This is a genomic window from Streptacidiphilus albus JL83, from assembly GCF_000744705.1.
Lineage (GTDB): Bacteria > Actinomycetota > Actinomycetes > Streptomycetales > Streptomycetaceae > Streptacidiphilus > Streptacidiphilus albus.
This window is the reverse complement of sequence record NZ_JQML01000001.1, coordinates 3,364,543-3,377,061: the sequence shown is the minus strand read 5'-3', so window position 1 is coordinate 3,377,061 and position 12,519 is coordinate 3,364,543. Positions and strand designations below refer to the sequence as shown.

General features: G+C 71.1%; 8 protein-coding genes. 3 read left to right on the top strand and 5 right to left on the bottom strand.

Annotated features, from left to right (window positions below):
* Positions 1-26: 26 nt before the first annotated feature.
* Positions 27-569 (bottom strand): Rv3235 family protein, encoded by a 543-nt coding sequence (locus BS75_RS14500; RefSeq protein WP_034088524.1) that lies wholly within the window; start codon positions 567-569, stop codon positions 27-29.
* 364 nt (positions 570-933) lie between these two features.
* On the opposite strand from BS75_RS14500, the gene BS75_RS14495 reads away from it, so the two are divergent.
* The 3 genes from BS75_RS14495 to BS75_RS14485 all read left to right on the top strand — a co-directional run bounded on the left by BS75_RS14495 (position 934) and on the right by BS75_RS14485 (position 7,388).
* Positions 934-1,449, top strand: coding sequence for a DUF6912 family protein (locus BS75_RS14495; protein WP_034093049.1), 516 nt, complete (start codon positions 934-936; stop codon positions 1,447-1,449).
* Positions 1,450-1,492: 43 nt separating this feature from the next.
* Positions 1,493-2,170, top strand: coding sequence for an HAD family hydrolase (locus BS75_RS14490; protein ID WP_034088523.1), 678 nt, complete (start codon positions 1,493-1,495; stop codon positions 2,168-2,170).
* 283 nt (positions 2,171-2,453) lie between these two features.
* Complete coding sequence (locus BS75_RS14485) at positions 2,454-7,388, top strand: NAD-glutamate dehydrogenase (RefSeq protein ID WP_034088522.1); 4,935 nt, start codon at positions 2,454-2,456, stop codon at positions 7,386-7,388.
* Positions 7,389-7,450: 62 nt separating this feature from the next.
* Here the strand turns inward: BS75_RS14485 and BS75_RS14480 are convergent, their stop codons facing one another.
* From BS75_RS14480 to BS75_RS14465, 4 genes are all read right to left on the bottom strand, one after another.
* On the bottom strand, positions 7,451-8,530 hold the full coding sequence (locus BS75_RS14480) for an ABC transporter ATP-binding protein (protein WP_034088521.1): 1,080 nt from the start codon (positions 8,528-8,530) through the stop codon (positions 7,451-7,453).
* 95 nt (positions 8,531-8,625) lie between these two features.
* Positions 8,626-9,537, bottom strand: coding sequence for a carbohydrate ABC transporter permease (locus tag BS75_RS14475; RefSeq protein WP_034088520.1), 912 nt, complete (start codon positions 9,535-9,537; stop codon positions 8,626-8,628).
* Positions 9,534-10,775, bottom strand: coding sequence for a carbohydrate ABC transporter permease (locus BS75_RS14470; RefSeq protein ID WP_231607774.1), 1,242 nt, complete (start codon positions 10,773-10,775; stop codon positions 9,534-9,536). The genes BS75_RS14475 and BS75_RS14470 overlap by 4 nt, the downstream gene beginning before the upstream one ends.
* Before the next feature lie 227 nt (positions 10,776-11,002).
* Positions 11,003-12,367, bottom strand: a complete 1,365-nt coding sequence (locus BS75_RS14465) for an ABC transporter substrate-binding protein (protein WP_231607773.1) — start codon at positions 12,365-12,367, stop codon at positions 11,003-11,005.
* Positions 12,368-12,519 lie beyond the last annotated feature (152 nt).

The window sequence follows — 12,519 nt, the reverse complement described above, 5'->3', positions numbered from 1 at the left end:
CCGGCACCGCTCCACCCCATGGCGGTTCACCACCTGGTCTCCAGGGCGGTGAACCGCCATGTCGCTGTCGGCTGCCGGCGGCTCTGCCGCAGCTCCAGCCGGAACGCCAGCAGCTCCAGCCGCTCCCCGATCCGCACCATCGCGGTGACCTCCAGCACGCCGGGGGCGGGGGAGTCGTCGAAGACCCGCCCGAGCAGCGGCAGTGCGTTGCCCGGGCCGAGCAGGCAGCGGCGCCGGACCAGGGTCCGGATGTCGTCGTAGACCTCCTCGGTGGTCAGTGCGATCAGCTGCTCGCAGACCCGGTGCCCGCTCAGGACCTCCAGCAGCCGCTGGGCGTAGCGGCCGGCCAGCCCGTTGCCGTCGGTCCGGGTGGGGGCCGGGCCGCAGTGCCGGTGGCGCTGCGCGCCGACGCCGTGCAGCCGGCCGAGCCTGACCCCGCCCGGCGCCCCGCTCGGGGCACCGCCCGGCGCCTCGGCCGCGCCGGTTGCGGACGGGTGCGGCGGACGCGGTGCCTGCGGCGGATGCAGGCGCCGGACGGTCGGCTGCTGCTGGAGCTCGGTCTCGACCATGGTGTGAACCCCCTGGAGGTCGGTCGGCGGAGGAAGGTCCGCTGCCTTCCGCAGTCGCTCGGCTGCGCTGCGTGCGGGAAGTGTGGTTGCAGGAACAGTGGTACCGGGTGCCGCGGACAGCGACAAGGACCGGCCGGGAGCCGCCGAGCACCCTCCGAAGTTCACCTATTCGAGTGTCGAACCCGCTGTGAGCTGCACGGATGCGGAACCCTTCGGCCACGAAGCGCTCATCGGCCCCTGCCGGATCGCACTCGATCGGTCACTCTCCGGATCTCCCGGGCACGATCTGCTGAGGACCGGCGCGGCCGCCTATGCTGACCCCAGGAACCGTTCCCCCGCACCCCACCTCACCCGGAGCGCCCCGATGCGCGTGTACGTCCCCACCACCCTGAACGTCCTCGCGCAGGCGCACGCCGACGGAACCCTCGGCGCGGCGCCGCTGCGCGCCTACGCGGTCACCCCAGCCCTGCGCGAGTGGTACCTCAGCGACGACATCGAGGAGTTGGAGTACGCCGCGCTGGTCCGCGCGGCCCAGGCCTCGCTCCGGCTGCTGGCCGCGGACGGCAAGGCCCCGCGCCGTCGGGTGGTGGTCGCGCTGGACGTGCCGGACGCCGCGGTCGTGCTCCACATCGACGCCGAGCACGAGCACGCCGCCGCCCTCGGCGCGGTCACCCTGACCGCGGCGCAGCTGCTGGCCGAGGCCGCCGCGGTGCACGCCGACGCGGACGACGACGAGGTCCGCGAGGACGTCTCCGCCGCGGCGGAGGCCGTGGTCGCGGCCGACGCGGGGGACGAGGACGCCCGCTTCACGGTGGACGGCGCCGAGGACCACGAGCTGCTCTGGTACGGGATCCAGGAGGTCCCCGGCCTGCTCGGCTGACCCGCTCCACCCGGTTGTCGGTGCGGGTGGGTACGGTCGGTCCATGCGTGCACACATCGTCTGGGACTGGAACGGCACCCTCTTCGACGACATCACGGCCGTGGTGGCGGCGAGCAACGCCGCCTGCGCCGAGATCGGCCTGGAGCCGCTCACGGTGGAGCAGTACCGCGCGTCCTACCGGGTACCGGTGATCGACTTCTACGAGCAGCTGATGGGCCGTCGGCCCTCGCCGGAGGAGTGGGAGCGGATGGACGCCTCCTTCCACGTCCACTACACGGCCCGGCGCGACTCCTGCGGGCTGACCGCCGGGGCGGAGCAGCTGCTGGCCGGCTGGCCGGGCGGCGGCCTCCGTTCGCAGTCGCTGCTGTCCATGTACGGCCATGCCGAACTGGTCCCGCTGGTGCGCCGGTTGGGTCTGGAGCGGCACTTCGTCCGGGTCGACGGCCGTGACGGCACGTCAGGGGTGTCCGGCAAGGCCGAGTACCTGCGGCGGCACCTCGACGCGCTCTCCGCCGAGGCCGGCGGGCAGGTCGCCCCGGCCGGCACGGTGCTGATCGGCGACGCGGTGGACGACGCCCGCGCCGCCGCCCGGGTCGGCGCGCACGCCGTGCTGTTCACCGGTGGGTCCCACACCCGCGCGGAGTTGGAGCGGGTCGGCGTCCCGGTGGTGGACACCCTGGCCGAGGCGGTCGCGCAGGCGGAGCGGCTGGTCGGTTCGTGACCGGCCGGTCCGGCGGCCGCGGGCGTTCGCCCAGGGCGCACAGGAGACCTGGACAAGTCGTACAGCCGGGACCAAAGATCCTGACGCAGTGCTCCGATCCGGCCCCTGACAGGGTCACTTACCCACGTTAGGCTCGCTTGGAAACCTCGTTGTTGCACGGGATCAACCGATTCGTTCGCGTCTGTAACCGGACATGCGGGAGGATACGGACAGTCTCGGCGGACCGTGCATCAGACGAACACCACCGAGTCACGCAACGGCGCGCGACAGGAGCCAGATAGCCATGCAGACCCAGCTGGACGCAGCGAAGGCCGAACTGCTCAGCAAGGCAGCTCAGGGTGAGGAGCTCGGCGACTGCGCCCTCGGCTCCTACCTGAAGCACTACTACCTGCACACAGCCCCCGAGGACCTGCTCGACCGCGATGCGGCCGATGTGTACGGCGCGGCGGCCTCCCACCACAGACTCGCGGAGCAGCGCCCCCAGGGCACCGCGAAGGTTCGGGTGCACACCCCGACGGTGGAGGAGGACGGCTGGTCCTGCGGCCACACCGTGGTCGAGGTGGTCACCGACGACATGCCCTTCCTGGTGGACTCGGTCACCAACGAGCTCTCCCGCCTGGGCCGCGCCATCCAGGTGGTGATCCACCCGCAGCTCCTGGTCCGCCGCGACATCACCGGTCGGCTGCTGGAGATCCTGGACACCGACGCCTGCAGCACCGACAAGCCCCAGGACGCCCTGCTCGAGTCCTGGATGCACATCGAGATCGACCGCGAGGCCGACGCCGAGGAGCTGCCCTCCATCGAGGCCGACCTGCGCCGGGTGCTGGTGGACGTCCGCGAGGTGGTCGAGGACTGGACCAAGATGCGCGACGGTGCGCTGCGGCTGGCCGACGACCTGCACGGCGCGCCGCCGGCCGAGCTCCCGGCCCAGGAGGTGGACGAGGCACAGGAGTTGCTCCGCTGGCTGGCCGACGACCACTTCACCTTCCTCGGCTACCGCGAGTACGACCTGGTCCAGTCCGAGGACGGCGAGGACCTGCTGCAGGCGGTCGCCGGCACCGGCCTCGGCGTGCTCCGCTCCGACCCGCGCGCCCACGCCCTCGCCGAGGACGCCATGTCCTCGGCCTCCTTCAGCCGGCTCACCGCGCCGGCCCGGGCCAAGGCCCGCGAGCGCAAGCTGCTGGTGCTGACCAAGGCCAACAGCCGCTCCACCGTGCACCGCCCGTCCTACCTGGACTACGTCGGCGTCAAGAAGTTCGACGCCCAGGGCAATGTGACCGGCGAGCGCCGCTTCCTCGGCCTGCTGTCCGCCGCCGCCTACACCGAGTCGGTCACCCGGATCCCGGTGGTCCGCGGCAAGGTCGCCCAGGCCGTCGCCGAGTCCGGCTTCACCCCCGAGAGCCACGACGCCCGCGACCTGGTCCAGATCCTGGAGACCTACCCCCGCGACGAGCTCTTCCAGACCCCCGCCGACCAGCTGCTCTCGGTCGCGCTGAACGTCCTCTACCTGCAGGAGCGGCGCAAGCTCCGGCTCTTCCTGCGCCAGGACGAGTACGGCCGCTACTTCTCCGCCCTGGTATACCTGCCGCGCGACCGCTACACCACCCGGGTCCGGCTGCGGCTGATGGACCTGCTGATGCAGGAGCTCGGCGGCACCACCATCGACTACACCGCCTGGAACACCGAGTCGGTGCTGGCCCGGCTGCACTTCGTGGTCCGGCTCCCGGCCGGCCACGAGCTGCCGCAGCTCACCGACGCCGACGTGGAGCAGCTGGAGGCCAAGCTGGCCGAGGCGGCCCGCTCCTGGGCCGACGGCTTCAACGAGGCCCTGATCGACGAGATCGGCGAGGAGGCCGCGGCGGTCGCGTCCCGCCGCTACGCCGGGGCCTTCCCCGACGGCTACCGGGCCGACTTCACCCCGGCCCAGGCCGTGGCGGACATGCAGCGGCTGGAGTCGCTGGCCGACCCGACCGACTTCCGGCTCAACCTCTACCAGCCGGCGGGCGCCCCCGCCGACCAGCGCCGCTTCAAGATCTACTGGGTCGGCGGCTCGGTCTCGCTGAGCGAGGTGCTGCCGGTGCTGCAGCGGCTCGGGGTCGAGGTCCTCGACGAGCACCCGTACGAGCTGCGCCGCAGCGACTCCACCGTGGCCTGGGTGTATGACTTCGGGCTGCGGCTGCGCCCGGAGGTCGCCGAGAGCCTGTCCGAGGACGGCCGCGAGCGCTTCCAGGACGCCTTCGCCGCCACCTGGACCGGCAAGGCCGAGAACGACGGCTTCAACTCGCTGGTGCTGCGCGGCGGACTGACCTGGCGTCAGGCCGTGGTGCTGCGCGCCTACGCCAAGTACCTGCGGCAGGCCGGTTCGACCTTCTCCCAGGACTACGTCGAGGACGCGCTCACCAACAACGTCCACGCCACCCACCTGCTGGTCAACCTGTTCGAGGCCCGGCTGTCGCCGGCCCACCAGCAGGGCTCGGCCGAGCTCACCGAGGGCATCCTGGAGGAGCTCGACGGCGCGCTCGACCAGGTCGTCAGCCTGGACGAGGACCGCATCCTGCGCTCCTTCCTCACCCTGATCAAGGCCACGCTGCGGACCAACTTCTTCCAGCGCGACCCGCAGACCGGCGAACCGCACACCTACGTGTCGATGAAGTTCGACCCGCAGGCGATCCCGGACCTCCCCGCGCCGCGCCCGGCCTACGAGATCTGGGTCTACTCGCCGCAGGTCGAGGGCGTCCACCTGCGCTTCGGCAAGGTCGCCCGCGGCGGCCTGCGCTGGTCCGACCGCCGGGAGGACTTCCGGACCGAGGTCCTGGGCCTGGTCAAGGCGCAGATGGTGAAGAACACCGTGATCGTGCCGGTCGGCTCGAAGGGCGGCTTCTTCGCCAAGCAGCTGCCCGACCCGGCCGTGGACCGCGCGGCCTGGATGGCCGAGGGCATCGCCTCCTACCGGACCTTCATCTCCGGTCTGCTGGACATCACCGACAACCTGGTCCCCAACGACGGGACGGTCGTTCCGCCGAAGGACGTGGTCCGGCACGACGGTGACGACACCTACCTGGTCGTCGCCGCCGACAAGGGCACCGCGACCTTCTCCGACATCGCCAACCAGGTCGCCGAGGACTACGGCTTCTGGCTGGGCGACGCCTTCGCCTCCGGCGGCTCGGCCGGCTACGACCACAAGGGCATGGGCATCACCGCCAAGGGCGCCTGGGAGTCCGTCAAGCGGCACTTCCGCGAGCTCGGCCACGACACCCAGCGCGAGGACTTCACCGTCGTCGGCGTCGGCGACATGTCCGGCGACGTCTTCGGCAACGGGATGCTGCTCAGCGAGCACATCCGGCTGGTCGCGGCCTTCGACCACCGGCACATCTTCATCGACCCGAACCCGGACGCGGCGGTGTCCTTCCCGGAGCGGCAGCGGCTGTTCGACCTGCCGCGCAGCTCCTGGGAGGACTACGACAAGTCGCTGATCTCGGCCGGCGGCGGGGTCTTCCCGCGCAGCGCCAAGTCGATCAACATCACCGCGCCGATGCGGGCCGCCCTCGGCATCGAGGCGGGCGTCACCCGGCTCACCCCCGCCGAGCTGATGAAGGCCGTCCTGCTGGCGCCGGTCGACCTGCTCTGGAACGGCGGCATCGGCACCTACGTCAAGGCGACGGCGGAGAACAACGCCGAGGTCGGCGACAAGGCCAACGACGCGATCCGGGTCAACGGCGCGGAGCTCCGGGTCAAGGTCCTCGGCGAGGGCGGCAACCTGGGCGCCACCCAGCTCGGCCGGATCGAGTTCGCCACCAGCGGCGGCCCGGTCGGCCCCGACGGCGAGCGGACCGGCGGCGCGGTCAACACCGACGCCATCGACAACTCGGCCGGCGTGGACACCTCGGACCACGAGGTCAACATCAAGATCCTGCTCAACCGGGTGGTCGGCGACGGCGACATGACGGTGGGCCAGCGGAACACCCTGCTCGCCGAGATGACCGAGGACATCGGCGAGCACGTGCTGCGCAACAACTACGCGCAGAACGTGGCCCTGGCCAACGCCGCCGCGCAGGCGCCGAGCATGCTCAACGTCCACGCCCGGATGCTGCGCCGGCTGGTCGCCGACGGGCACCTGAACCGGGCGCTGGAGTTCCTGCCGACCGGGGCGCAGCTGCGCGAGCGCGCGACGCTGGGACGCGGGCTGACCCAGCCCGAGCTCTCGGTGCTGCTCGCCTACACGAAGATCACGCTCTCGGACGAGATCCTCGCCTCGAACCTGCCGGACGACCCCTACCTGCGCGGGAAGCTGCACCGCTACTTCCCGCCGCAGCTGCAGGAGCGCTTCGGCGAGCAGATCGACGCCCACGCGCTGCACCGGGAGATCATCACCACGGTGCTGGTCAACGAGACCATCAACCGGGGCGGCTGCACCTTCGCCTTCCGGCTGAAGGAGGAGACCGGCGCGACCTACGAGGAGATCGTCCGCTCGCACACCGCGGCCCGCTCGGTCTTCGACCTCAAGGGCATGTGGGCGGAGATCGAGGGCCTGGACAACGTCGTCCCGGCGGACGTCCAGACCCGGATGCGGCTGCACAGCCGCCGGCTGGTCGAGCGCGCCACCCGCTGGCTGCTCAACAACCGCCGCCAGCCGCTGGACATCGCCGAGACCATCGCGGTGTTCAAGGCCCGGGCGAACGAGGTCTGGGGCATGCTCCCGGACCTGCTGCGCGGCTCCGACCGCGAGTGGTTCGACAGCGTCTACGAGGAGCTGGTCGCCGCCGGCGTCCCGGCGGAGCTGGCGGTCCGGACGGCCGGCCTGTCCTCGGCCTTCCCGACCCTCGACATCGTCGAGGTCGCGGACCGCAACGAGCAGGACGTCCGCACCGTGGCCGAGGTCTACTACGACCTCGCGGACCGGCTGCAGATCACCGACCTGCTGGACCGGATCATCGAGCTGCCGCGCGGCGACCGCTGGCAGTCGATGGCCCGTGCGGCCATCCGCGAGGACCTGTTCTCCGCCCACGCGGTGCTGACCAGTGACATCCTCGGCCACGGCGACCCCGGGGCGACCCCGGAGCAGCGCTTCGACGCCTGGGCGGAGGCCAACTCCACGCTGGTCACCCGGGCCCGGGCGACGCTCGACGACATAAGGGGTGCGGAGGCGTTCGACCTGGCGAACCTCAGCGTCGCCATGCGGGTGATCCGGACCCTGCTGCGCACCGGCTCCATGCGCTGACCGAGCCGGACGCACGGCGAAGGGCCGCTCCCGGAAGGGGGCGGCCCTTCGCCGTACCCGGCTCAGCCCAGCCGGACGCCGGTCGCCGCGTCGAACAGGTGGACCCGGTCCAGGGCGGCGCCGACCAGGAAGGCTTCGCCCAGCAGCGGCACCGGTCCGCCGGTCTGCCGGATCACCAGGTCGACGCTGCCGCCGGGGACCTCGGTCCTGGCGTGCACCAGGTACTCCCGGCCGGAGTCCTTCACCAGCACCGCGGTGGCCCGGATGCCGCCGTCGGCCCCGCCGATCAGCAGGTCGTCGGGGCGCAGCCCGACCACGATCCGTTCGCTGGTCAGCGCGGCCCGCAGGTCCGCGCCGACCGGTACCAGCAGGTCGCCGATCCGGGCCCCCTCGGCGGTGACGACCGCCGGGACCAGGTTCATCGGCGGCGAGCCGACGAACTCGGCCACCGCCACCGTGCCGGGCTCCGCGAACACCCGGCGCGGGACGTCCACCTGCTGCACCGCGCCCCGGTCCATCACCGCCACCCGGTCGGCGATCGCCCAGGCGTCGGTGGAGCTGCAGGTCGCGTAGAGCAGGGTGATCCCGGACCGGCGCTGGAGGTCGGCGACCGGGCTCCGGTCCCGCAGCGAGGCGGGCAGCGAACCGCCGCCCATCGGCTCGTCCAGGCAGATCACCCGGGGGCGGGTGGCCATCGCCCTTGCCATCACCGCCCGTTGCCGCTGCGCCACCGTCAGCGCCTCCGGGCGTAGCGGCAACTGCTGCTCCAGGTCGCAGAGTTCGGCGAGCTGTCCGACCCGGCTGCGGACCGTCCGGGCCGAGCTGCGGCGCATGGTGAGCGGGAAGGCGATGTTCTCGGCGACGGTGAGGTGCGGGAAGAGCGAGAAGCCCTGGGCGAGCAGGGAGATCCCGCGCTTGTCGGGGGCGGTCCTGGCCAGGTCCTGGCCGTCGACCAGGACCTGCCCCCGGTCCAGCGGTTCGAGTCCGGCGAGCATCCGCAGCAGGGTGGACTTGCCGCTGCCCGAAGGGCCGCTGAGCACCAGCAGTTCGCCGTCCCGCACCTCCAGGCCGACACCCGCGACGGCGGGCCTCCAGCTTCCCCGGAACACGCGGGTGGCGTCGATGAACCGAATTCCGGCCACCTGCGCGCTCCTCCTGGATTGCCGACCGACGGGTGTCCGCCTTTCAGTATGTCTGCTGTTGACGTGCGGTGTTCCCCGGTTCCCCGCTTGCGGGTTCAGCCCTTCATCGAGCCGGCCATCAACCCCTGGACGAAATAGCGCTGGAAGGAGAAGAAGACGATCAGCGGGATCACCAGGGAGAGGAATGCCCCGGGGGCGAGGATGTCGATATTGCTGCCGAACTGGCGCATTTGCCCCTGGAGTTCCACGGTCAGCGGCTGGGTGTCGGTGTCCGAGAAGACCAGGGCGACCAGCATGTCGTTCCAGACCCAGAGGAACTGGAAGATGGTGAGCGAGGCGATGGCCGGCATCCCCAGCGGCACCACCACCTTGCGGAAGATCACCCACTCGGTGCCGCCCTCCATCCGCGCCGCCTCCAGCAGTTCGCGCGGGATGCCGGCGAAGAAGTTGCGCAGCAGGAAGACGGCGAACGGCAGCCCGAAGCCGATGTGGAAGAGCACCACCCCGGGGATGGTCCCGAACAGGTGGGTGTACTTGTACATCTTCGCCACCGGGATCAGCGCCACCTGCACCGGCACCACCAGCAGCCCGATCACGGCGACGAACAGCCAGTCCCGGCCCGGGAAGTCGATCCAGGCGAAGGCGTAGGCCGCCAGCGAGGCCAGCACCACCACGCCCACCGTCGCGGGCACGGTGATCAGGACGGTGTTCCACAGCGACTGCATCATCCCCTGGTCGTGGAAGAGGTTGACGTAGTCGCTGAGGGTCAGCTGCGCGGGGTGGGTGAAGGCGGTCCACCAGCCGCTGTCGCTGATGTCGTCCGGGGTGCGCAGCGAGGAGACGAACAGCCCCAGCGTGGGGATCAGCCAGACCACGCCCACCAGCAGCAGCACGACCTGGAGTACGCCGCTGGTCAGCCTGGAGGCGATCCGGGCCGCCAGCGGCGGCCTGCCTTCGGTGCGCGGTGCGCGCTTCGGCCGGGGGCGCGCCGGTTCGGTCAGGGTCATGACTCACGCCGTTCTCTGCGGATCCGCCGGATGTTGACGTACATCGCGGGCAGCACCAGGACGTAGAGGAAGACGCCGATGGCGCTGCCGAGCCCCTGGTTCTGCGCGCCGCCGAAGGAGACGCTCCACATCTGCACGGCGAGCACGTTGGCGACCGAGAGGGTGGAGCCGGGCGAGATGATGTAGACCAGGTCGAAGACCTTGAGCACGTTGATGGCGAGGGTGATCAGCACCACCAGCAGCACCGGGGCCAGCAGCGGGACGGTGATCTTCCGGAAGATCTGGAAGTCCGAGGCCCCGTCGACCTTGGCGGCCTCCTGGAGCTCCCGGGGGATGCCGCTCAGCCCGGCCGCGATCAGCACCATCGCGAAGCCGGCCCAGATCCACAGGTAGGCCACGATGATCGCCGGGGTGACCAGGTCGGGACCGAGCCAGGAGACCCCGGCGTAGGGCTTGCTGAAGTCGGAGGCGGGCAGCGCCAGCCGGTAGTCGCCGCCGGGGCTGAGGCCGTGCAGGGCGAAGGTGCCGTCGGCGCGCACGGCGCTCTTCGCGACCACCCTGCCGCCGGAGAGCGCCTCCACGGTGATGCCCGGGGTGCCCTTCTTGCCCGGGTCGATGTGCCCGGGGGTGCCGCCGCCGCCGTAGACCAGGTCCAGCCAGACCGTGCCGGTGATCTCGCCGGGCGCCGCGGTCGCCGGGACCGCCTGGACCGCGGACTTCGGCAGGTCGAGCACCGAGTAGCCGATCAGCGGGATGTTCGCGACCGAGCCCGGGGTGTACTCGGCCGGACTGCTGTACCCGCCGCCGGCGGCCCGGTAGCCGGTGGTCGGCCGGGGTTCGGCGGCCGGGTACTGGGAGGCCGGGGCGAAGGTGTCGTGCAGTTCCACCAGCACCGCGTTGGCGACGCCGATGTGCGGGTCGGCCTGGTAGACCAGCTCGAAGATGACCCCGGCGGCCAGGAAGGAGATGGCCATCGGCATGAAGATGACGATCTTGAAGGCGGTGGCCCAGCGGATCCGCTCGGCCAGCACCGCGAAGACCAGGCCCAGCGCGCAGGCCAGGGTCGGCGCGCTGACCAGCCAGATGATGTTGTTCTTCAGTGCGGTCAGGGTGGCCGGGTCGGTGAAGATCGAGACGTAGTTGTGCAGGCCGACGAAGTGGCTGCCGTCGGCGTTGCGCAGGCTCAGCCAGACCGAGAACAGGATCGGCCAGCCGATGATGGCGAGCAGCACCAGCACGGCCGGGGTGAGGAAGCCGAAGCGGACGCGCAGCGGGATGTGCAGGGCGCCCTGCGGGGCCGCCCGGCGGAAGGGCAGTCGCGGGCGGCGGCGCCCGGGGGCGGACGGCCCCCGGGGGCCGGCGGGTCTGCCGACGCGCCGGCCCCCGGGGCCGCGGATGCGGGAGTTTCCATGAGTTGTCCGGCTCCTCTGGTTGGACCGGGGCGGATGGACCGGGGCGGTCGGCGTCAGGACCAGGTGACCTTGGCGGCGTCGGCCTCCAACTGCCGGGCCGTGGCCTGGACGTTGGACGGGTCCTTGAGGAAGTCCTGCATGTCCTTCCAGTAGCCGGCGCCGACCGTGCCGCCGAACGCGGCCGGGGACAGGTCGTCGAGGCTGAAGTCGACGTCGGTCCCGGCGCTGATCAGCATCTGGGCCTCCTGCTGGGTGGTCGCGTCGGGGTAGTCCGAGAGCGGGACCAGCTTGTTCGGCGTCAGGTAGCCGCCCTCGTGCGCCCAGATCGCGTCGGCGGCGGGGGAGGCCAGGTACTGGATCAGCTCCATGGTCGCGGCGTTGCTGTTGAGCGCGGTCGCCATGTCGCCGGCGACCTGGACGAAGTTGGAGCTGCCGCCACTGGCCGGGCCCGGGAAGGGGAAGAACTTGGCGTCGCTGCCGATCTTCGCGGTGGTGGTGCTGGTGATCTGGGTCGCCGAGAAGTCGCCCTCGAAGACCATCGCGGCCTTCGGCGGGTTGGTGAAGGTCTGGGTGACCGAGTTGTTGAACGAGGTCTGCAGCGCCCCGGTGTCGCCGCCGGCGACGAACTTCGGGTTGCCCAGCAGCTGCCCGAAGGTGGTCAGCGCCTTGATCACCGAGGGGTCGGTCCACGGGATCCGGTGGTGCGCCAGCTTGTCGTACATCGCCGGACCGGCTTCGCTGAGGTAGATGTTCTGGAACCAGTCGGCGAGGGTCCAGCCGTCGGAGCCGCCGATGGAGACCGGGGTGATCCCGGAGTCCGAGAGGGTCTGGCAGTCGGCCAGGAACTGGGTCCAGTTCGTCGGCGGAGCTATGCCGGCCTGGCCGAACTCGGCGGTGTTGTACCAGAAGGTGGTCTTGTTCGAGGCCTTGTAGACGACCGAGTAGAGCTTGCCGTTCACCGTCCCCATCGACTCCCAGCCAGAGCCGTAGTCCGCGGCGACCTCCTGCTGGATCGCCGGGGAGAGCGGCTTGAGGTCGCCCTCCTGGGCCAGGGTGTTGATCAGGCCGGGCTCGGGCAGCAGCGCGACGTCGGGCGGGGAGCCACCGGCGATCTTGGTCTGCAGCACCGTTCCGGTGTTGGAGCCGCCGGACTGGTAGGAGACGCTGGCGCCGGTCAGTGCGTCGAACTTGTTCAGGACCGCCTGGAAGTCGGTCTGCTCCGCGCCGGTCCACTCGGCCAGGACGGTCAGGTGCTGACCCCGGAGCGAGGGTAATCCGGCGGCGCCCGCCGTCGCGCCGGCGGAGCCCGAGGCGCCGCCCGTGGGCTTGGCGGCGGAGCTGGAGCAGGCGGCGAGGGCGAGCGCGGCGGCGGTCGCCACGGCGATTCCGCCGATCATGGATTTTCTCTGCACGGTCACGGTGGGCCCCTTCGACGGGCAGCCGGGTGCTGGTTTTGGAAAGCTAGCGACGGACAAAAGAGGCCGTCAATAACGTTGTCATTTCGAAAAATTCGAACAAATTATGCCGAACTAATGGGGGGCCAGTGGCCCTAATTTGTTCGATGCTTGAC